The sequence below is a fragment of the Ancylobacter oerskovii genome (genome assembly GCF_018390555.1).
Classification (GTDB): Bacteria; Pseudomonadota; Alphaproteobacteria; order Rhizobiales; family Xanthobacteraceae; genus Ancylobacter; species Ancylobacter oerskovii.
Genome location: NZ_JAHBGB010000031.1, coordinates 137980 through 158073, shown reverse-complemented (window position 1 = coordinate 158073; position 20094 = coordinate 137980). Strand labels below are relative to the sequence as shown.

At 68.0% G+C, this 20094-nt stretch carries 19 protein-coding genes; 9 read left to right on the top strand and 10 right to left on the bottom strand.

What is annotated here, in order from left to right:
• Nucleotides 1-69: 69 nt before the first annotated feature.
• The 7 genes from KHC19_RS13995 to KHC19_RS13965 all read left to right on the top strand — a co-directional run bounded on the left by KHC19_RS13995 (nt 70) and on the right by KHC19_RS13965 (nt 6584).
• The gene (locus tag KHC19_RS13995) at nt 70-1044 is read left to right on the top strand and encodes an AraC family transcriptional regulator (RefSeq protein WP_213352986.1); all 975 of its coding nucleotides are present in this window, start codon (nt 70-72) and stop codon (nt 1042-1044) included.
• Between the two features lie 88 nt (nt 1045-1132).
• Nucleotides 1133-1567 (top strand): hypothetical protein, encoded by a 435-nt coding sequence (locus KHC19_RS13990; RefSeq protein WP_343207721.1) that lies wholly within the window; start codon nt 1133-1135, stop codon nt 1565-1567.
• A 108-nt stretch (nt 1568-1675) separates the two neighbouring features.
• Nucleotides 1676-2911 (top strand): CaiB/BaiF CoA transferase family protein, encoded by a 1236-nt coding sequence (locus tag KHC19_RS13985; protein ID WP_213352985.1) that lies wholly within the window; start codon nt 1676-1678, stop codon nt 2909-2911.
• Entirely contained in the window at nt 2908-3858 is a 951-nt protein-coding gene (locus KHC19_RS13980) for a hydroxymethylglutaryl-CoA lyase (protein ID WP_213352984.1), read from the top strand. The genes KHC19_RS13985 and KHC19_RS13980 overlap by 4 nt, the downstream gene beginning before the upstream one ends.
• 26 nt (nt 3859-3884) lie before the next feature.
• Nucleotides 3885-4733 carry an ABC transporter ATP-binding protein gene (locus KHC19_RS13975; protein WP_213352983.1) on the top strand — a complete coding sequence of 283 codons (849 nt, stop codon included), beginning with the start codon at nt 3885-3887 and terminating at the stop codon, nt 4731-4733.
• Nucleotides 4730-5524, top strand: coding sequence for an ABC transporter permease (locus tag KHC19_RS13970; RefSeq protein ID WP_213352982.1), 795 nt, complete (start codon nt 4730-4732; stop codon nt 5522-5524). The genes KHC19_RS13975 and KHC19_RS13970 overlap by 4 nt, the downstream gene beginning before the upstream one ends.
• A gap of 46 nt (nt 5525-5570) precedes the next feature.
• Nucleotides 5571-6584 (top strand): ABC transporter substrate-binding protein, encoded by a 1014-nt coding sequence (locus KHC19_RS13965; protein ID WP_213352981.1) that lies wholly within the window; start codon nt 5571-5573, stop codon nt 6582-6584.
• 72 nt (nt 6585-6656) lie between these two features.
• Here the strand turns inward: KHC19_RS13965 and KHC19_RS13960 are convergent, their stop codons facing one another.
• The 10 genes from KHC19_RS13960 to KHC19_RS13915 form a co-directional block, all read right to left on the bottom strand.
• Entirely contained in the window at nt 6657-7493 is an 837-nt protein-coding gene (locus tag KHC19_RS13960; protein WP_213352980.1) for a Cof-type HAD-IIB family hydrolase, read from the bottom strand.
• Entirely contained in the window at nt 7490-9034 is a 1545-nt protein-coding gene (zwf, locus tag KHC19_RS13955; RefSeq protein ID WP_213352979.1) for a glucose-6-phosphate dehydrogenase, read from the bottom strand. The genes KHC19_RS13960 and zwf overlap by 4 nt, the downstream gene beginning before the upstream one ends.
• A gap of 53 nt (nt 9035-9087) precedes the next feature.
• Nucleotides 9088-10068: a phosphogluconate dehydrogenase (NAD(+)-dependent, decarboxylating) gene (gene gnd / locus KHC19_RS13950; protein ID WP_213353079.1), complete on the bottom strand. Its 981-nt coding sequence runs from the start codon at nt 10066-10068 to the stop codon at nt 9088-9090.
• A 144-nt stretch (nt 10069-10212) separates the two neighbouring features.
• The gene (locus KHC19_RS13945; RefSeq protein WP_343207719.1) at nt 10213-11055 is read right to left on the bottom strand and encodes a metal ABC transporter permease; all 843 of its coding nucleotides are present in this window, start codon (nt 11053-11055) and stop codon (nt 10213-10215) included.
• Entirely contained in the window at nt 11052-11912 is an 861-nt protein-coding gene (locus KHC19_RS13940; RefSeq protein WP_343207718.1) for a metal ABC transporter permease, read from the bottom strand. The genes KHC19_RS13945 and KHC19_RS13940 overlap by 4 nt, the downstream gene beginning before the upstream one ends.
• Complete coding sequence (locus tag KHC19_RS13935; RefSeq protein ID WP_246548881.1) at nt 11909-12862, bottom strand: manganese/iron ABC transporter ATP-binding protein; 954 nt, start codon at nt 12860-12862, stop codon at nt 11909-11911. Before KHC19_RS13935 ends, KHC19_RS13940 begins: the two co-directional genes overlap by 4 nt.
• Complete coding sequence (locus KHC19_RS13930) at nt 12859-13791, bottom strand: metal ABC transporter substrate-binding protein (protein ID WP_213352976.1); 933 nt, start codon at nt 13789-13791, stop codon at nt 12859-12861. Before KHC19_RS13930 ends, KHC19_RS13935 begins: the two co-directional genes overlap by 4 nt.
• An 87-nt stretch (nt 13792-13878) precedes the next feature.
• Nucleotides 13879-15495 carry a CYTH and CHAD domain-containing protein gene (locus KHC19_RS13925; protein WP_246548880.1) on the bottom strand — a complete coding sequence of 539 codons (1617 nt, stop codon included), beginning with the start codon at nt 15493-15495 and terminating at the stop codon, nt 13879-13881.
• A gap of 516 nt (nt 15496-16011) precedes the next feature.
• On the bottom strand, nt 16012-16890 hold the full coding sequence (yghU, locus tag KHC19_RS13920; protein ID WP_213352975.1) for a glutathione-dependent disulfide-bond oxidoreductase: 879 nt from the start codon (nt 16888-16890) through the stop codon (nt 16012-16014).
• Between the two features lie 20 nt (nt 16891-16910).
• Nucleotides 16911-17615, bottom strand: coding sequence for a glutathione S-transferase family protein (locus tag KHC19_RS13915; protein ID WP_213352973.1), 705 nt, complete (start codon nt 17613-17615; stop codon nt 16911-16913).
• Between the two features lie 128 nt (nt 17616-17743).
• Here KHC19_RS13915 and KHC19_RS13910 point away from each other — a divergent pair, with 128 nt between their 5' ends.
• A complete protein-coding gene (locus tag KHC19_RS13910; protein WP_343207717.1) occupies nt 17744-18376 on the top strand; it encodes a TetR/AcrR family transcriptional regulator in 633 nt (210 codons plus the stop codon).
• A 379-nt stretch (nt 18377-18755) separates the two neighbouring features.
• Complete coding sequence (locus KHC19_RS13905) at nt 18756-19955, top strand: nickel/cobalt efflux transporter (RefSeq protein ID WP_213352972.1); 1200 nt, start codon at nt 18756-18758, stop codon at nt 19953-19955.
• Nucleotides 19956-20094 lie beyond the last annotated feature (139 nt).

Genomic DNA, 20094 nt, shown 5'->3' with positions numbered 1-20094 from the left:
GGCCCGCTTATCAAGCAACCATTTCCATGCGATAACCGGTGAGGGCGGCGGTTTTGCGGGATGTCGGCCATGACGGCCAGTGGCGAGCGTGTCGAATTGTCGACGGATGCGCTGGGCGGACGAGATCGGGAAGAATTGATCCGCGATTACTATGGTCGTATCTGCATGCGGCTGGATCTTGTGCCGGTCGACGGCAACGAGATGCGCTTCAATTCCGTCACCACGCTGCTGCCGGGCATGAGCGTGACGCGAGGAGCGGTGGCGCCGATGGCGTGGGAGCGCACGCAAGCGCTGATGGCCGACGGAAACGACGACCTGGCGGTTTCCTGGATCGCCGGGGGCTGGCGTTTCGAGAGCCGGCGGGCGCACGCTCTCGAGACCGTGCCCGGCGCCCCGTGCATCATGCCGCTCGACCGGGCCTGGCGTGCCGAGGCGCGCCAGGGCGAATGGACGGTGTGCGTCCAGCTCTCGCGGCGGCTGCTGGAGCCGCTGGTCCGGCATGTCGAGGATGTCGCGCCCGATGCCCTTCGGCCCGACGCACCGGAGACGCGACTGCTGTTCGACTATCTCCAGGCGGTCAGCCGCACGCCGCTGACGCCGCGGCTGGCGCCGCTGGTCTCGCAGCATATCGCCGACCTGCTGGCGGCAGCGCTGGGCACCACGCGGGAGGTGGAGGAGATCGTCGCCGGGCGCGGCGTGCGGGCCGCCCGCTTGCGGGCGATCAAGCAATATATCGAGGAGAACGTGGCCAATGCCCGCCTGTCGGCGGAGATGGTCGGGCGGCACCTGGGCATGAGCCCCCGCTATGTCCGCCGCCTGTTCGCCGAGACCGGCGGCAGCCTGTCCGACTATGTCACCGACCGGCGGCTGGCGCTGATCCATGGCCGCCTCGGCGATCCGCGCTTCGCGGGCCAGCCGATCGCCGACATCGCCTTCGGGCTGGGGCTGGTGGAACCCTCGACCTTCTATCGCCGCTTCAAGGCGCGCTACGGCCTGACCCCGTCGGAAGTGCGGGCCGCGGATCTTCGCCGGCCCGCGGGATAGGCCGCCGACCGGCAGGATCCCCCGGCCGCAGTTTCGCCGCCCGGCATGTCTACGCCTTCCCGTCGTCGGGCGGCGCAGGGGGAACAAGGTGGCGAAGGGCAGGGGATATTCGACGGCGCCTCGCGCGCTTTCGCTCGCCGCGGCCCTGCTGTTCGAGGCCCCGCCCGCCGCGATGACCGACGAGGCCTGCTGCGATCCCGCCAGCCCGTTCCGTCCCGGCGAGGCCTATCCCGACACGCTCGCCACCTGCGAGACGCTGCGGCACTGGGCGGACCGTGCGCCGCAGACCGACGACCGCATCACCCTCGGCATCCACGGCGCGCTCACCGGCGTGCATTTCGACGGCGTGATGGCCTATCTCCTGATGTGCGACCCTGCCGGGGTGCAGGTGATGTGCGTCACCTACGGCACCAATGGGCGCGTGCCCGGCGATGTCGTGGTGTTCGGCGGCGGTTATAGCCGCGTGGATGACCACCATGTCATGCTCGATCCCTGCCTCGCCTCGGTCGACGGGGAGGATTGAGCGCGTCGCAGCGCCCCTTGCCGGTGAAAGGGCCCTGCCAAAGACTATTGGACGGAAGGCGACTTTCGACCCATAGAGACGCAAAACGATCGGGAAGGAGCCTCGCCCATGGAACATCCCGCAGCGGGTCCGCTGGCCGGAATCCGCGTCATCGAGCTCGGCAATCTGATCGCCGCGCCCTTTGCCGCGCGGCTGATGGCGGAGTTCGGCGCCGAGGTGATCAAGGTCGAGGCGCCCGGCGAGGGCGACCCGCTGCGCAAATGGCGCAAGCTGCATGAGGGCACCTCGCTGTGGTGGTACCTGCAGTCGCGCAACAAGAAGTCGGTCGCCGTCAATATGCGCCTGCCCGAGGGGCAGGAGGTGGTGCGCCGCCTGGTGCGCGATGCCGACGTGCTGATCGAGAATTTCCGACCGGGCACGCTGGAGCGCTGGGGGCTGGGCTGGGAGGCGCTGAAGGCGATCAATCCTAACCTCGTCATGGTGCGCATCTCCGGCTTCGGCCAGGACGGGCCCTATCGCGAGCGCCCCGGCTTCGGCGCGGTGGGCGAGGCGATGGGCGGCATGCGCTTCACCACCGGCGAGCCGGATCGGCCGCCGGCGCGCACCGGCATCTCCATCGGCGATTCGCTTGCCGCCCTGCATGCGGTGATGGGGGCGCTGATGGCGCTGCTCGCCATCAAGTCCGGGCGCGGCGCCGGGCAGGTGGTCGACGTCTCGCTCTATGAGAGCGTGTTCAACATGATGGAGAGCCTGGTCCCGGAATACGACCTGTTCGATTTCGTGCGCGCCCGCTCGGGCGGATCGCTGCCCGGCATCGCGCCGTCCAATTCCTATCCCACTGCCGAGGGCAGCTATGTCATCGTCGCCGGCAATGGCGACGGCATCTTCAAGCGGCTGATGACGGCGATCGGCCGCGAGGACCTCGCCAACGATCCGCGCCTCGCCTCCAATGACGGGCGGGTGCGGCATGTGGAGGAGATCGACGGCGTCATCGCCGGCTGGACGAGCCGTCACTCGCTCGACGAGGTGACCGCCGCGCTCGATGCCGCGGAGGTGCCGAACGGGCGCATCTATTCGGTGGCCGATATCGTCGCCGATCCGCAGTTCCTTTCCCGCGACATGATCCTGCCCTCGACGCTGCCCGACGGCACGCAGGTGAAGATGCCGGGTATCGTGCCGAAGCTCTCCGATACGCCGGGCGGCGTGAGCTGGCTCGGGCCGAAGCTCGGCGAGCACACCGCGCCGGTGCTGGCCTCGCTCGGCTATTCCGCCGAGGAGATCGAGGCGCTGGTCGCCGGCGGCGCGGTGGCCAAGGCAGATGCCGCCTCGGGGGACGCGGCATGAGCCGGGCGGAATTTCCCGCGTACGTCCACATCCAGGAAGTGGTGACGCGCGACGGCCTGCAGATCGAGCCGCGCTTCCTGCCGACCGGGCAGAAGATCGCGCTGATCGACGCCCTGTCCGACACCGGCGTGTCCAAGATCGAGGTGACGTCCTTCGTCTCGCCCAAGGCGGTGCCGAACCTCGCCGATGCCGCCGAGGTCGCGCGGGGGATCCGCCGCAACCCGGCGGTAACCTATGTGGCGCTGGTGCCGAACCTGCGCGGCGCGCAGGCGGCGCTGGACGCCGGGATGGATGAGCTCAACCTTGTCATGTCCGTGAGCGAGACCCACAACCTCGCCAATATGCGCATGACGCCCGAGCAGTCGCTGGACGGCTTCCGCGCCATCGTCGAGGCGGCGAAGGGCAACCCGGCGCGGCTGAACGGCTCGATCGCCACGGCCTTTGGCTGCCCCTTCGAGGGCGCGCAGCCGCAGGACAAGGTGCTGGCGCTGGCGGAGCGCTATCTGGAAGCCGGGCTGCATTCCATCACGCTCGCCGACACCACTGGCATGGCCAATCCGCGTCAGGTGGGGCGTCTCGTGGCCGGCTTTCGCGCCCGCTTCGGCGAGGTGCCGCTGACGCTGCATTTCCACAATACCCGCGGCATGGGGCTCGCCAATGCGCTCGCGGCGCTGGAGCAAGGCGCCGACCGCTTCGACGCCTCGCTGGGCGGTCTCGGCGGCTGCCCCTTCGCGCCCGGCGCCACCGGCAACGTCGTGACCGAGGACCTCGTCCACATGCTGGAGGAGATGGGCGTGCCCACCGGCGTCGACCTGCCGCGCCTGCTGGAACTTGCGCGCGGCTTGCCGGTTCTGCTCGGCCACGACATACCCGGGCAGGTGGCGAAGGCCGGCCGCAGCGGCGACCTGCATCCCGTACCGCCGGGCGTGCGCCAGCCCGCGCTATGAGAACCACCGCCATGGGAGGACAGGACATGCAAACCGCCACGTTGCGGCCGCCCGCCGGGGAGGCGCCGGCCACCGTCGCACCGCTGGCGGTGGCCCTCGACGACATCGCCATCAGCTTCGCCATTCCCGGCCGCCCGGTGTTCAAGGCGGTGGCGCCGACCTCGCTGCATGTGAAGGAAGGCGAGTTCGTCGCCATTGTCGGCCCCACCGGCTGCGGCAAGTCGACCCTGCTCAACGCCACCGCCGGCCTTTTGAAGCCGGCGGGCGGGCGGGTGACGATCTTCGGCGAGCCGCTGGCCGGCCTCAATGCCAAGGCCGGCTATCTCTTCCAGCAGGACGCGCTGATGCCCTGGAAGACCGCGCTCGACAATGTGGCGATCGCGCTGGAGATCGGCGGCGTCCGCCGCGCCGACGCGCTGGCCCAGGCGCAGGACTGGCTGAGACGCGTCGGCCTCGCGCGCTTCGTCGATCGCTACCCGCACGAGCTGTCCGGCGGCCAGAGGAAGCGCGTCGGCCTCGCCCAGGTGCTGGTGCGGGGGCCGAAGATCCTCTTGATGGACGAGCCCTTCGGCCCGCTCGACGCCCAGACCCGGCAGATCATGGGTACGCTGCTGCTCAACCTGTGGGCGCAGGACCGCAAGGCGGTACTGTTCGTCACCCACGACCTCGAGGAAGCCATCGCGCTGTCCGACCGGGTGGTGATCATGTCGGCCGGCCCGGAGGCGCGGATCATCGGCGATTTCCCGATCGACCTCGCCCGCCCGCGCGACACCGCCGACATCCGCCTCGACCCGCGCTTCCACGAGCTCTATCGCGAGATCTGGAACCAGCTGAAGGCCGAAGTCGTGAAGACCTATGGGGAGGACGCACCGTGAAATTCCATCCCGGCAAGCTCCTGTTCCTGCAAGTGCTGGTCGCCGTCGTGGCCATCGGCGCCTGGCAGCTCGGCGCCACCGTGCCGATCGGCGGCACCTACCTGCTGCCGGAGTTCTTCTTCTCGACGCCGCTCGACGTGGCGAAGCGGGTGGTGCAGCTGTTCGTCTCCGGCACCATCTGGAAGCATCTGTGGATCACCCTGACCGAGACGGTGCTGGCCTTCGTCATCGGCTCGGCCGGCGGCGTCGCCATCGGCTTCTGGTTCGCGCGCAAGCCGATCCTGGCGGCGGTGTTCGACCCCTATGTGAAGATGGTCAACGCCCTGCCGCGCGTGGTTCTGGCGCCGATCTTCATGCTGTGGCTGGGTCTCGGCATCTGGTCGAAAGTGGCGCTCGGCGTCTCGCTGGTGTTCTTCATCGTGTTCTTCAATGTCTATCAGGGCGTGAAGGAAGTGAGCCCGGTCGTGCTCGCCAATGCGCGCATGATGGGGATGAGCGAGCACCAGCTGTTCCGCAACGTCTACTGGCCCTCGGCGCTGTCCTGGATGTTCTCCTCGCTGCACACCTCGGTCGGCTTCGCGCTGGTCGGCGCGGTGGTGGGCGAGTATCTCGGCTCGTCCGCCGGGCTCGGCTATCTCATCCATCAGGCCGAAGGGGTGTTCGACGTCACCGGCGTGTTCGCCGGCATGTTCATCCTCGCCGCCTTCGTGCTGGTCATCGACTGGGGCGTCACCCGGGTCGAGAACCGGCTGCTGGTGTGGCGGCCGCAATCGGCCGGCGAGCAGGCCTGACCGTGATCGCCTGACCGCTACTCAACGACAAAAGGAGGAAACCCCAATGAAGATGCGTACTCTGCTGATGGCCGCGAGCCTGCTGTTCCCCGCGCTCGGCGCGGCGCAGGCGGCCGATGTCGAGAAGCCGAGCCTCACCCTCGGCGTCGGCGGCAAGCCGCTGCTCTACTACCTGCCGCTGACGCTGGCGGAGAAGCTCGGCTACTTCAAGGATGAGGGCCTCACCGTCGAGATCAACGATTTCGGCGGCGGCGCCAAGTCGCTGCAGGCGCTGATCGGCGGCTCGGTGGACGCTGTCACCGGCGCCTATGAGCACACCATCCGCATGCAGCCGAAGAAGCAGGACATCCGCGCCGTCATCGATCTCGGCCGCTATCCCGGCATCGTCATCGCGGTGCGCAAGGCCGAGGCCGACAAGATCAAGACCGTCGCCGACCTCAAGGGCAAGAACATCGGCGTCACCGCGCCGGGCTCCTCCACCCACATCATGGTGCAGTACCTGCTGACCAAGGCCGGGCTGAAGCAGGACGACGCCTCGTTCATCGGTGTCGGCGGCGGCGCCTCGGCGGTGGCGGCGATGCAGAAGGGCGAGATCGACGCCATCTCGCATCTCGATCCGGTGATCTCCAAGCTGGAGGATCTCGGCCTGATCAACGTGCTGGTCGACACCCGCACCACCGAGGGCACCGAGAAGGTGTTCGGCGGCCAGAATCCCGCCGCCGTGCTCTACTTCAAGGAGAGCTTCATCAAGGACAACCCGAAGACGGTGCAGGCGCTGACCAACGCCTTCTACAAGACGCTGAAGTGGCTGGAGAAGGCGACGCCCGAGCAGATCGCCGCCAATGTGCCGGAAGAGTACTGGCTGGGCGACAAGACCCTCTACATGAAGGCGGTCGAGGCGTCGCGGCAGTCCTATTCGACCGACGGCAACATCGACGAGGCGAGCATGAAGAGCGCGCTGAGCCTGATCACCACGACCGATCCCTCGATCGACCCCGCGGCCATCGATCTCTCCAAGACCTTCGACGGCTCGTTCCTCGCCAAGGCGAAGGGGCAGTAAGGCCTCGACGCGCCCGGCCGCGCCGCTCCGATGGGCGGCATGACCGGGCGCCTCTCCTGACGCGGGCCGTGCTCAGCCCCCACGGGCGGCGCGCGGTAAGACGTAGTGCTCGATGGCTTGGGCGACGCCGTCGGCATCATTGGCGGTGGTGACGACATCCGCCTGCGCCTTCACCTCGTCGGCGGCATTGCCCATGGCGAAGCGCAGGCCGGCATTGGCGAACATCGGCAGGTCGTTGTGCATGTCGCCGATGACGGCCACCTCGTCGAGCGGCACGCCGAAATGCCGGGCGAACTCGCGCACCGCGAAGCCCTTGTCGGTGCCGGGCGGGGTGAGGTCGAGATATTTCGCCTGCGAGCGCTTCACCGTGGCGCCCTCGCCGAGGAGCGGTGCCAGCTCGGCCTCGCATTGCTCCAGCATGGCGAAATCGCTGGAGGCGCCGACGATCTTGCCGGCCCGTGCGACATGGTCGCCGAACGCGCTGACCACCGTCGGCTGGAAGGCGACGGTGCGGATCTCGCCGGCGACATACTGGTTGTCGGGGTCGGTGAGGAACCACTCATTATCGGCGAACACCCAGATGCCGGCGCCGCGCCCGGCCATCATCGCGATGCCGGTCTCGGCCGCCTCGCGGGCGACGAAATGCTGCTCGACCACCGAAAAGTCGCCGCGCAGGATCGAACCGCCGTTGAAGCCGCCGAACAGGTCGAGGCCGAGCGCCTCGACCAGGATCTTCATGCCGCGCGGCGGGCGGGCGGAGACGGCGCAGAAATGCACCCCCGCGTCGCGTAGCCGCCTGACGGCGGCGACCGTGCCGGGCGTCACCGCCTTCTGCTTGTCGACCAGCGTGCCGTCGACGTCGGACACCATGAGCGAGATGCGCCCGGAGGGCGTGCGCGGTGCGGTCATGGTGCGCGTCCCTTGTCGAAGGACAGCCACTGGAAGCCGTCCTGCGCCAGCATGACGTCGGCCATGGCCGGGCCGCTGGAGCCGGCGGAATAGAACTGCACCTCGTCGTCGCCGCCGGCGACGGCATCGAGGATCGGCTCCACCGCTTCCCAGCCCGCCTCGATGGTGTCGGCGCGCTGGAACAGCGTCGGGTCGCCGCACAGGCAGTCATAGATCAGCGTCTCGTAGCCGGTGGACGGCGCCGCCTTGAAGTAATCGGCATATTTGAAGTCCATCTCGACCTCGGACAGCTTCACCTTGCGGCCGGGCACCTTGGCGGCGAAGCGCAGCGACACGCCCTCGTCCGGCTGCACGTGGATCACCATCACATTCGGCTTCAACGCGGTCGGCAAATGCCGGAACAGCACGCCCGGCGCCCGCTTGAACTGGATGACGATCTCGGTGCGCCGCACGGAGAGCGCCTTGCCGGTGCGGACATAGAAGGGCACGCCGCTCCAGCGCCACGAATCGACGAAGCACTTCAGCGCCACATAGGTCTCGGTGCGGCTGTCGGGGGCCACGTCCTTCTCGGCGCGGTAATCCTTCACCGGCTGGCCATTGACGATGCCGGCGCGGTACTGGCCGCGCACCGCCGCGCCGATGGCGTCGCTCGGCTTCATGTGGCGGATCGCCTCGATCACCTTGGTCTTCTCGGTGCGCACCGCGTCGGCGTCGAAGGAGTTGGGCGGCTCCATGGCGGTCATGGCGAGCAGCTGGAACATGTGGTTCGGCACCATGTCGCGCAGCGCGCCGGTGGCGTCGTAGAAGCGCCCGCGCTGCTCCACCGTCACCGTCTCGGCGGCGGTGATCTGCACATGGTCGATATATTCCTTGCTCCAGATCGGCTCGAAGATGCCGTTGCCGAAGCGCAGGGCCATCATGTTCTGCACGGTTTCCTTGCCGAGGAAATGGTCGATCCGGTAGATCTGCCGCTCGTCGGCCACCGCCAGCAGCCGCTTGTTGAGCGCGCGGGCGGAGGGCAGGTCGGTGCCGAAGGGCTTCTCCACCACGATATGGCGGAAGCTGCCCTCGGTTTCCTTCAGCAGCCCGGCGGCGCCGAGCTGCTCGGAGATCGGCGCGAAGAAGCGCGGCGCCACGGCGAGGTAGAACACCGCATTGCCGGTCTGGCCGGCCCGTGCCTCCAGCTTCTCGCGGATGCGGCCATAGGTGGCCGGGTCCTCGAAATCGCCGGCGACGTAGCCGATGCGGCTCATCAGCCAGTTCCAGGTCTCGCCGCCGACATCGCAGACCCCGGGGAGTTCCTTGGTCGCATCGGTGAGGTAGGCGCGGTAATCCTCCTCGCTGCGCTCGACATGATCGACGCCGATGACGGCGAAGTCGGCCGCCAGCACGCCTTCATGCGCGAGGTTGTAGAGCGAGGGCAGCAGCAGGCGCTTGGTGAGATCGCCCGAGGCGCCGAAGATGAAGAAGGTGGAGGCGGGTGCCGGTGCCGTATCCGGCGCCAGCACCTTCTGTCCGAGAACGACGGTCTCGCCAGCCATGATCGATTACCTGTCCTGAAGGGCCACGTCTTCCAGCGTCACGTCTTCCAGCGTCACTTCGCCTTGAATTCGGTGTGGCCGCCGAACTGGAAGCGCATGGCCGAGAGCATCTTCTCGCCGAAGGTGTGGTCCTGGCGCGAGCGGAAGCGGGTATAGAGCGCGGCGGTCAGCACCTCGGCCGACACGGCCTCCTCCACCGCCGCCATCACCGTCCAGCGGCCTTCGCCGGAATCGGCGACCTCGCCGGGGAATTCGGCGAGCTGCTCGTCCTTGGCGAGGGCGATGGCGGTGAGGTCCAGCAGCCAGGAGGAAACCACGCTGCCGCGCCGCCACACCTCGGCGATATCCGGCATGTTCAGCGTGTAGCGCTCATTCTCCGGTAGCGCGGGCGAGCTCTTGTTCTTGAGGATCTCGAAGCCCTCGGCATAGGCCTGCATCAGGCCGTATTCGATGCCGTTGTGGATCATCTTGACGAAATGCCCGGAGCCGGCCGGCCCGGTATGGAGATAGCCCTGCTCGGCGCGGTGATCGCGGCCCTCGCGGCCGGGCGTCTCCGGGATGGAGCCCTTGCCGGGCGCCAGTGCGGCGAGGATGGGGTCGAGGTGGTCGACCGCTTCCCTGGTGCCGCCGATCATCATGCAGTAGCCGCGCTCCAGACCCCAGACGCCGCCGGAGGTGCCGACATCGACATAGTGGATGCCGCGCGGCTCCAGCGCCTCGGCGCGGCGGATGTCGTCCTTGTAGAAGGTGTTGCCGCCGTCGATGACGATGTCGCCCGGCGACATCAGGTCGGCGAGCGCCTGCACCGTTTCCTCGGTGGGAGCGCCGGCGGGCAGCATCACCCACACGGCGCGCGGTGCCTCGAGCTTGGCGACGAGATCGGCGAGGTCGGCGGCGGCAGTCATGCCCTCGCTCGCCAGTGCACCCACCGCCGGGGCGTTGCGGTCCCACACGATGCAGGAATGACCGGCGCGGGCGAGACGCCGCGCGATATTGCCTCCCATCCGGCCGAGGCCGACGACGCCGAGCTGCATATTCTCCTCCGTGATGTCCATCGAACCGCGTGTCCCCGGCCGCGCCCATTCGAACCCAGAAGGTCCTGTCGATCCCTTAAGGCGCTTCGGACTTACGGCTTTAGCGCGGAAAAGCCACAACTGGATTACCGTTCCGCCGGGCCGTCAGTTTTCCCCGGAGGTCACCCTCGCCGTGGCGAACGAGGAGCGGATGAAGGTTGCCACGAAGACGAGGCTCATGACGAGCACGATGGTAGGGGCGGGGGCGCTGTCGAGGAAGAAGGACAGGTAGACGCCGAGCAGCGACGCGCCGACTGCGATCGCCAGCGCCGCCAGCAGCATGGCGCCGAAGCTCCGGGTGAGGAGGAAGGCGATGGCGCCGGGGGCGATCAGCATGGCGATGGCGAGGATCAGCCCCACCGCCTTCAGCGCGCCGACGATGGCCAGCGAGATCAGGCAGAGCAGCCCGTAATGCAGCACGCCGACGCGCAGCCCGACCGCCCGCGCCTGGGCGGGATCGAAGGCGTGCAGCAGCAGGTCCTTCCATTTCACCGCGACGATGGCGGCGACCACGAGGGCGATGAGGGCGGTCTCGGCGATGTCCCGCCAGCTCACCCCGAGCATGTCGCCGAACAGGATATGGTCGAGATGCACTTCCGACTGGATCTTGACGTAGAGCACCAGCCCGGCGCCGAACATGCCGGAGAACACGATGCCCATCACCGTGTCCTGCTTGATGCGGCTGTTGTCCTTCAGATAGCCCGTCGCCACCGCGCAGAACATGCCGGCGGCGAAGGCGCCGAGCGCATAGGGCAGGCCGAGGATGTAGGACAGCACCACGCCGGGGAACACGGCGTGGGAAATGGCGTCGCCCATCAGCGACCAGCCTTTCAGCACCAGGAAGCAGGAGAGCAGCGCCATCGGCACCGCCACCAGGGCGGAGATGACGAGGGCGTTGACCATGAAGTCGAACTGGAACGGCGCGAGCAGGGTGGCGGCCATGGTCACGACTCGCTTGTCACGGCCTGCGCCGCCCGCCGCCGCGCCGCCAGCATGCCGTGCTTGGGGGCGAAGACGAAGGCGGCGAGGAAGATCAGCGTCTGCAGCACCACGATGATGCCGCCGGTGGCGCCGTCGAGGAAATAGCTCGCATAGGCGCCCAGCGCGCTGGTGAGCGCACCGATGGCGACGGCGATGGTCAGCAGGCGCGGAAAGCGGTCGGCGAGCAGATAGGCGGTGGCGCCCGGCGTCACCACCAGGCAGATCACCAGGAAGGCGCCCACCGTCTGCAGCGCCGCGACGGTGGAGGCGGACAGCAGCGTGAAGAACATGATCTTGAGGGCGGTCGGCCGCAGCCCGATCGAGCGCGCATGCGCCTCGTCGAAGAACACCGCCATCAGGTCCTTCCACTTCGCCAGCAGCAGCCCCAGCGACACCACGCCTATCACCGCGAGCTGCAGCGTGTCCTCGGGCGTGATGGCGAGGATGTTGCCGAGCACGATGGTCTGGATGTTCACCGAGGTCGGCGACAGCGACACCATGAACAGGCCGAGCCCGAAGAAGGAGGAGAAGATCAGCCCGATGATGGCGTCCTCCTTCAGCCGGGTGCGCTGGTTGAGGAACAGCATGGCGGCAGCGGCCAGCCCGCCGGAGAAGAAGGCGCCGACCGCGAAGGGCAGGCCGAGCATGTAGGCGCCGGCGACGCCGGGCACGATGGCATGGGAGAGGGCGTCGCCGATCAGCGACCAGCCCTTGAGCATCAGGTAGCAGGACAGGAAGGCGCAGACCGCTCCCACCAGCGCCGAAACCCAGATGGCGTTGCGCATATATTCGTAGCCGAACGGCTCGGCCAGCAGGGCGATCACGGCGCCTTCTCCCCGGAGGAACGCTTCGCGAGGGCGACCTCCCCGGCCGGCGCGGCATCGGCGGCGGGGGCCGCGTCGTCGGTGGTCTTGGCGTGCATCGCGCCCTTCTCGCCATAGAGCACCAGCGGGCGTTCGTCGTCGGTGAGCAAGGCGAGCTGGCGGCGATCGTCATCGGCATGCAGGCCGGCGCCGCCCAGCACGAAGTGCCTGAGCACGCCGCCGAAGGTCTTCTCCAGATTGGCCTCGGTGAAGATCTCGGCGGTGGGGCCATGGGCGAGGACGGTGCCCTTCACCAGCACGGTGCGGTCGCAGAATTCCGGCACGCTGCCGAGATTGTGGGTGGAGACCAGCATCACCCGTCCCTCCTCGCGCAGCGCCTTGAGCAGGGCGATGATGGCGTCCTCGGTCTTGACGTCGACTCCGGTGAACGGCTCGTCGAGCAGGATCACCCGCGCATCCTGCGCCAATGCGCGGGCGAGGAAGACCCGCTTCTTCTGCCCGCCGGACAATTCGCCGATCTGGCGGGTGCGGAACTCGCCCATGCCGACACGGGCCAGCGCCTCGCTCACCGCCTGCCGGTCGGCGGCGCGGGGAATGCGCATCATGCCCATATGGCCGTAGCGGCCCATCATCACCACGTCCTCGACCAGCACGGGAAAGCTCCAGTCGACCTCCTCGCTCTGCGGCACATAGGCGACGAGATTGCGCCGCAGCGCCTCCTCCACATTGCGCCCGAGGATGGAGATGCTGCCGGCGGCGATGCGCACGAAGCCCATCAGCGCCTTGAACAAGGTCGACTTGCCGGAGCCGTTGACGCCGACCAGCGCGGTGATGGTGCCGGTCGGGATCGCGAAGCTGGCATCGCGCAGGGCAGTATGCCCGTTGCGATAGGTGACGGTCACGCCGCGGACGGCGAGGCCGGTAGCGTCCGTGGCAGGGCCCTGGCTCATTGCGACAGCCCGTCGGCGAGGCCCTTGGCCAGCGTGCCGGTGGTCACGCTGAGCAGGTCGACATAGGTCGGCACCGGGCCGTCGGCTTCGCTGAGCGAGTCGACATAGAGCACGCCGCCATAATGCGCGCCGGTCTCGCGCGCCACCTGCCGCGCCGGCTTGTCGGAGACGGTGCTCTCGCTGAACACGGCGGGAATGTCGTTCTTGCGCACCGCGTCGATCACCTTGCGGACCTGCTGCGGCGTTCCCTGCTGGTCGGCGTTGATCGGCCAGAGATAGAGCTCCTTCAGGCCGAAATCGCGGGCGAGATAGGAGAAGGCGCCCTCGCTCGATACCAGCCAGCGCTTGTCGGCGGGGATGGCGTCGAGCTTCGCGCGGATCGGTGCCACCGCGGCCTGGATCTTCGCCTTGTAGGCCTCGGCATTGGCGCGGTAGGTCGCGGCGTTCGCCGGGTCGTGCGCCGCGAAGGCGTCGCGGATGTTGTCGACATAGATCAGCGCATTGGCCGGCGACATCCAGGCATGCGGGTTGGGCTTGCCGCTATAGGGGCCTTCCGTGATGCCGATCGGCTCGACGCCCTGCGACACCACCGCGCTCGGCACATCCTTGAGGTTCTGGAAGAACTTCTCGAACCACAGCTCGAGATTGAGGCCGTTCCACAGGATGAGCTGGGCGCCCTGCGCCCGCTGTATGTCGCCGGGGGTGGGCGCGTAATTGTGGATCTCGGCACCCGGCCGGGTGATCGATTCCACGACCGCCGCCTCGCCCGCCACGTTGCGCGCCATGTCGGCGATGACGGTGAACGTCGTCACCGCCTTGAACCTGGAACCGCCGGCCGCCTGTGCCGCGGCGTCGGACACGCCCGCCATGCCGGCGATGCCGACGGCGATCATGCCGGCCAGAACGGTACGCCTCGTCGCGTCGCGCATGCCCTCTTCTCCTGCGAATGAGTTGCAAGAGCATCCTAGGCAGTTTTCGACCCGAAGCGCAACTGCGAACCAATTGCAGTTGCGCCGTCAGTGCCAGAACGGCTTCGCGTCGGCGAAGAGCTGCCAGCTGTGACCCAGCGCCTTGGCGACCTCGATACGGTCGCGGGCCTGCCATCCGGTGATCGCCCCGATGGCGCGGTGGGCCTGCGGGCTCGCCGTGCTGGCCTCGATCTCCCGCAGCAGCGCTTGCGTCGTCGTGGCATCGTTGTCGGCGCCGAGGATGTCCTGCAGCGTCGCCATCTTCTTCAGGTATTTCCGGGCGGTGGCTTCCTGATCGAAGAGCGGCAGGAAGAACTCGCAGACATAGCGTAGCTTCTTGAGCGTCAGCCGCAGCTCGTGCCGGGCCTCCGGCTGGAGCCGGCGCAGATGGCGACCCTGCTTCATCGCCTTGCGATGCAGGCGGGCCAGCGTCCGCTCGGCAAAGTCGCGGCCGGGTTGCGTCAGCACGGCCAGCGCCTCGATGCCGATGTCGTTACGCCAGCTGCGGCGCTCGATCATCTTGCCGAGGCCGAGCAGGAAGCGGGTGCATTCGGTATCGACGAGGGCGGCGCGCGCGGTTTCGTAGCCGTGATCACGCAGCGGGGCGGCCGCGGTCCTGATGCCGGCGAACTCGACGCCCGGCAGCTTTACGTTCTCGATCTCGCCGATCGTGCCGGTGAGGAAGACGTCCCAGTTGCGGGCCGGCCCCAGGGCGGAGGCGAGCGTCCTGGCCCCCGCCATCAGCGGCTGAAACGCGGAGGCGGGAATCTCCCGGCCGAACATCGAGATGGCCGTCCGCAGGCGGCGCAGCGCCACCCGCAACTGGTGAACGCCCTCCGGGTCCTGCCCGTGCTGGGCGGCCACCAGGTTCGCCGCCACATGCCGCTGGCAGGCCGCAAGGGTCCTGGCGATGACCTCGTCGGAGGTGTCGGCGGCCTCGATGCCGGCAGAGGGGGCCTTCCCGGCGCGGGGATGCCCGCCGAGGGCGAGCGCATAGCCGCGCTCCGCCTTGCTCTGGACCCCGATGCGGAACGATCCCTGCTCCATCAGGGACAAGGCGAGCTCGTAGAGGGCGCCGGCCTCGCCCGATTTCAGCTCCATCTCGATTTCGCACACCGGGGCCGTGCGCTCGCCGGCGATCAGTTCCCCCTCGTCGAAGGCGATCTCGATCACGGCGCCGCCGAACGGGATCGTCCGGGTGTGGCGCCGGATCTTCGTGGTGAAGATCGCGACGAGGTCGGCCGCGTGCAGCGCCTCGAAGGGCGGGCCGAGATCGGTGAGGGGCAGGGCGTCCGGCTGGGGAGCCATGTCCGACACGGGCGCTTCCAGCTCCTGCCGTTGCAGGACATTGGTCTGCGGTGCCAGCTTCAATGTCTGGATGTGCTGCCTGCCGCTGCGCCGGACGCGGAACGAGGCGCCCTGCCGGGCGATGGCGGCATCCGGCGTGTCGTAATAGGTCGCTTCCAGCCGCCGCACGACGCCGCGGGACGAGGCGTTTCGCGCGATGACCGGGGCGTCGACGAGCCGCGCGAGCGTGGCGGGATCGGTCAGCAGCTTGAGCTCGATCTCGCGATGGTCGGGCTCCTGCACCCTGACGTGCTGCACCTTGTCGTGCGGCACCTTCCCGTGCGCGTCGGGCGGCATGGTTTCACTGCCTTCCGGCATGTCGTCGGTCCCTTCTCATGCCTGCCCTTCGCCCGCTTTTGCGGTGGATGGACAGGTCCCGGTCATCGTCACGGACCAGCGATAGGGGCTGTCGCTGTCATAAAAAAGTAGCAATAGATCGGTGACGATTGAAGGGGCTTCGGTTTCCCGAGCTAAGTAATTTGGCGGGAGAGATGGGACGCGGCCTCCGACGGCCCGGGATGTCCCTCCGCCATTGCTCGGATAGGGGGCGTCCATCACCTGCGTCCGTACGGTATTCTAGGGGCGGCCATGCAAGGCGGGCCGGGCGCCAGTAGGGTACGCGCGTGCCCGGGATGTCCGTAATATGACACCGCTTTTTTCCAGCGATGCATCTGCGTGGATCGCGGCCCGGTTGCAGGCGGCGTGGCGCCGATCATCGGCAGGCAATGAATCCGCAAGCGCTCTGCCCCAGGACAGGCTGTGAAGCCTGTCCTGGGGAGTGTGCGTGTAAACCGTGCTGAAGCTTAGCTGGCGAATTTCACGATTCGCGTGCCCTCACGGCTTCTCCGCCGTGAGCTTGTCCTCGGTCCGGGTATCGAAATCGCCGGCGTCGTGGCGTTCGCGCAGCTGTTCGGAGGGGTTGCCGCTCATGCGGTTGACCATGCGGCCGCGCTGCACGGCGGGGCGGGCAAAGAGCTGGTCCGCCCAGCGCAGGACATGGGCGTATTCCTGCACCGAGAGGAATTCGCCCGCCCCGTACAGCCAGCCCTTCACCAGCCCGCCATACCAGGGCCAGATCGCCATGTCGGCGATGGTATAGTCCTGCCCGGCTACATATTCATTGTCGGCGAGGTGCCGGTCGAGCACGTCGAGCTGGCGCTTCACCTCCATGGCGTAGCGGTTGATCGGATAGTCGAGCTTGGCGGGCGCATAGGCATAGAAGTGGCCGAAGCCGCCGCCGAGAAAGGGCGCCGAGCCCATCTGCCAGAAGAGCCAGGACAGCGTCTCGGCGCGGGCGGGCTGCGTGACCGGCAGGAAGGCGCCGAACTTCTCGGCGAGATAGGTGAGAATGGCGCCGGATTCGAAGACGCGGATCGGCGTCGGGCCGCTGCGGTCCAGCAGCGCCGGGATCTTCGAGTTGGGATTGATCTCGACGAAGCCGGAGCCGAACTGGTCGCCGTCACCGATCCTGATCAGCCACGCATCATATTCGGCACCGGCATGGCCGAGGGCCAGCAATTCCTCGAGCAGGACGGTCACCTTCTGGCCGTTCGGCGTGCCCAGCGAGTAGAGCTGGAGCGGATGCCGGCCGACCGGCAGGGCCTTTTCATGCGTCGGTCCGGCGATCGGCCGGTTGATGTTGGCGAATTGCCCGCCGCTGGCCTTGTCCCAGGTCCATACCTTGGGCGGGATATAGTCGGTGCTGTCGGTCACGGGAGGTTCTCCGGGTTGCTTCACGCCGCCGGCGGGTAGTTGGAGGGGAACAGCGCGCGCCTGGTTTCCTCGTCGTTCACCCGCTTGAAGGAATGCTCCTTGCCCACCTGCCGGGCGCGGGCGACGGCGGGCCGGGCATCGACGGTCTCGAACAGCCGCTTCAGATGCGGGAAGGGCGCGAGCGGGTCGTCCGAACCTTTCAGCACCCGCGATGCCCGGTCGAGCCAGCCCCAGGCGGAAATGTCGGCGATGGTGTAGCCGTCGCCGACGATATAGGTGCGGCCTGCCAGATGATCGTTCAGCACCTGGTAGTGGCGCTCCGCTTCACGACGATAGCGGTTCACCGCATAGTCGAGGCCCTCGGGCGCGGCATATTGGAAATGCACGGCCTGGCCCGAAAACGGCCCGAGGCCGGAGGCGAGGAAGAGCAGCCAGGAGAGTAGCTCCGGCCGATCCTCCGGCGAGCCGAGGAATTGTCCCGTCTTTTCCGCCAGATGGATCAGGATCGCCGTCGAATCGAAAAGGCGCACCTCACGGCCGCCCGGACCCTCGGTGTCGATGATGGCCGGCACCTTGCCGTTCGGGTTGATCGCCCGGAAGGACGGCGCGTGCTGCTCGCCCTTGCTGGTGTCGACGGGAACGAGTTCGTAGGGCAGGCCGGTCTCTTCCAGCAGCAGGGCGACCTTCGCCGGGTTCGGTGTCGGATGGAAATAGAAGCGGATCATCGAAGCTCCCTCGGCTCACGGCGGATCGGTGCGGAAAGGTGCGGGGACGACGCGTGCCGCTGCGGCATTCGCGCGTTGAGTTTTAGTTCGATCGTTCTAGAATGACGCGAGGCACCACCGATGGCAAGATGCCGCCGGCGCCGATATTGACGGGCAATCGGATGGCAAGGCCGCGGGAATTCGACGAACAAGTCGTGCTGGACGCCCTCGTCCATTGTTTCTGGAGCCGGGGCTACGAGGCCACGTCCGTTCGCGACCTGATCGAAAGGACCGGCCTGACCGGCGCCAGCCTCTACAATGCGTTCGGGGACAAGCGGGCTCTCTATCGGCGGGCGCTCGATCACTATGTCGAGGCGGGAACCGCCGACCGGATCCGCCGTTGCGAGGCGATGGAGCCTTTGCAGGCCATCAGGGCGTTCTTTGACGAGATCCTGCGGCGGTCGCTGGACGATGGCGAGCGCAAGGGGTGCATGCTGGTGAACGCCGCTCTGGAGGCGGCGCCGGATGATGAGGCCTCCCGGGCCGCCGTCACCGGCGCGCTGCTGCGGCTGGAGACGTTCTTTCTCGAAAGCCTGAGGGAAGGTCAGGCGAGCGGCACGATCACATCGGCCTTCGCCGCCGAGGATCTCGCCCGGCACCTGCTGGGCGTGCTCATGGGGGTGCGCGTGCTGGCGCGCACCCGTCCCGAACCGGCGCTGCTGGCGGGCGTGGTGGCGCCGGCGCTCGCCCTTCTCGAACCGGTCCGGGCCCGGCAGGGCTGAGCGAACCGCGCATCCGCACGCACCGCGGCGGGATCTCCCACAAGGACAAGCCCGTCAGCGGGGTGATCGGGCGGCCCCCGCCCCCGCCCCCGTCCGGCGGCGTTGCATCGCGCCACCCTGATATTTCCGGCCCGCCGAGCTTCGGCACTTCCGGGCTTGCTCGGCGGCCCGCTGCGTCGATGACGCTCGCATCCGGCTCGCCGGTCGTGATTGCCGGTGCCAGCTGAGACTTTCGGATCCTCCCCTAGGGGATTGATATATCCCCTATGGGGGGATATGGTGTGGCCTGGTCGATTGACCGGAAGGACCCTCGTCCGGCCGCGTGTGCGCAGGGGCGGGGGAGACGAAATCCAATAACCACATCAGTTGTTCGAGCCCCATGCCCGCTTTCGCCGAGCTGATCCAGCAAAGTGCCGCCCATGCCTGGCTGTTCATTCCGAGCGCGATCCTGCTCGGCGCCCTCCACGGATTGGAGCCGGGCCATTCCAAGACGATGATGGCCGCCTTCATCGTCGCGGTGAGGGGAACCGTCACCCAGGCCGTGCTGCTCGGGCTGGCGGCGACCCTGTCGCACACGCTGGTGGTCTGGGCCATCGCCATTGGCGGCATGTATCTCTGGCAGGGCGTCGCGCCGGAGACCTTCGAGCCTTATCTTCAGCTCGTCTCGGCGGTCATCATCGTCGCCATGGCGGCGTGGATGCTGTGGCGCACCTGTGAGGACCAGCGGCGGGCCAAGGCCGCAGCCGGGCACGGCCATGGCCACCATGGGCACGGCCACCATGGGCACGCCCACGACCACGGCCATGACGACCATGTGCATCCCGTCTCCGATATTCGGATGATCGACACCGGGCACGGCCTGCACAGGCTGGAGCTGCACGATCACGGGCATGGCGACGCGCATTGGCGCTTTCGCCCCGAGCGCGGCAAGCCCTGGACCGCCGGCGAGGTGAAGCTGACCACCGAGCGGCCGGATGGGCGCGTCCAGATCTTCGCCTTCGCCGAGCGCGACGGCTATATCGAAAGCGTCGAAGCCATTCCCGAACCGTTCGACTTCATGGTGCGGCTGGCGCTCGGCCATGGAAACCATTCGCATGATTTCGACGTGTCGTTCCTGCGCGGCACGGAGGGACACGACCATCTGCACGAGGAACTGCGCGGGCTGGAGGTCGGCACCGACGGCTATCAGGACGCCCATGAACTCGCCCATGCCAACGACATCCGCCGGCGCTTCGCCGACCGGAACGTCACCACCTGGCAGATCGTGCTGTTCGGGCTGACCGGCGGCCTCATCCCGTGCCCGGCGGCGATCACCGTGCTGTTGCTGTGTCTGCAGCTGAAGGAGTTCACCCTCGGTTTCGGCCTCGTGCTGTGCTTCTCGATCGGCCTGGCCATCACGCTGGTGGCGGTCGGCGCGGCGGCGGCGCTCAGCGTGCAGCACGCCACCAGACGCTGGAGCTGGTTCTCCACCGCCGCGCGCCGGGCGCCCTATCTTTCCGGGCTCCTGCTGATCGCGGTCGGCCTCTATGTCGGCTGGCACGGCTGGAGCGGCATCGTCGCCCTGCCGGCGGCCGGCTGAGCGACCGCCGCCGTCCCGGAGCGTCTTTCGCGCTCAAGGCGACCCGCGGCCACATTGCTCCCGCCGCACAATGCATGCACAACTCGGCAGCAAGGTCGCCGCGCCCGCGCCGGCCTGCCACTTCGCCCTTGTGCATGGT

Excerpts from the sequence above, each read along its gene's own strand:
- KHC19_RS13995 (WP_213352986.1), top strand. The coding sequence starts at position 70 with ATGACGGCCAGTGGCGAGCGTGTCGAATTGTCGACGGATGCGCTGGGC.
- KHC19_RS13985 (WP_213352985.1), top strand. The coding sequence starts at position 1,676 with ATGGAACATCCCGCAGCGGGTCCGCTGGCCGGAATCCGCGTCATCGAG.
- KHC19_RS13980 (WP_213352984.1), top strand. The coding sequence starts at position 2,908 with ATGAGCCGGGCGGAATTTCCCGCGTACGTCCACATCCAGGAAGTGGTG.
- KHC19_RS13975 (WP_213352983.1), top strand. The coding sequence starts at position 3,885 with ATGCAAACCGCCACGTTGCGGCCGCCCGCCGGGGAGGCGCCGGCCACC.
- KHC19_RS13965 (WP_213352981.1), top strand. The coding sequence starts at position 5,571 with ATGAAGATGCGTACTCTGCTGATGGCCGCGAGCCTGCTGTTCCCCGCG.
- KHC19_RS13960 (WP_213352980.1), bottom strand. The coding sequence starts at position 7,493 with ATGACCGCACCGCGCACGCCCTCCGGGCGCATCTCGCTCATGGTGTCC.
- zwf (WP_213352979.1), bottom strand. The coding sequence starts at position 9,034 with ATGGCTGGCGAGACCGTCGTTCTCGGACAGAAGGTGCTGGCGCCGGAT.
- gnd (WP_213353079.1), bottom strand. The coding sequence starts at position 10,068 with ATGCAGCTCGGCGTCGTCGGCCTCGGCCGGATGGGAGGCAATATCGCG.
- KHC19_RS13935 (WP_246548881.1), bottom strand. The coding sequence starts at position 12,862 with ATGAGCCAGGGCCCTGCCACGGACGCTACCGGCCTCGCCGTCCGCGGC.
- KHC19_RS13930 (WP_213352976.1), bottom strand. The coding sequence starts at position 13,791 with ATGCGCGACGCGACGAGGCGTACCGTTCTGGCCGGCATGATCGCCGTC.
- KHC19_RS13925 (WP_246548880.1), bottom strand. The coding sequence starts at position 15,495 with ATGCCGGAAGGCAGTGAAACCATGCCGCCCGACGCGCACGGGAAGGTG.
- KHC19_RS13915 (WP_213352973.1), bottom strand. The coding sequence starts at position 17,615 with ATGATCCGCTTCTATTTCCATCCGACACCGAACCCGGCGAAGGTCGCC.
- KHC19_RS13910 (WP_343207717.1), top strand. The coding sequence starts at position 17,744 with ATGCCGCCGGCGCCGATATTGACGGGCAATCGGATGGCAAGGCCGCGG.
- KHC19_RS13905 (WP_213352972.1), top strand. The coding sequence starts at position 18,756 with ATGCCCGCTTTCGCCGAGCTGATCCAGCAAAGTGCCGCCCATGCCTGG.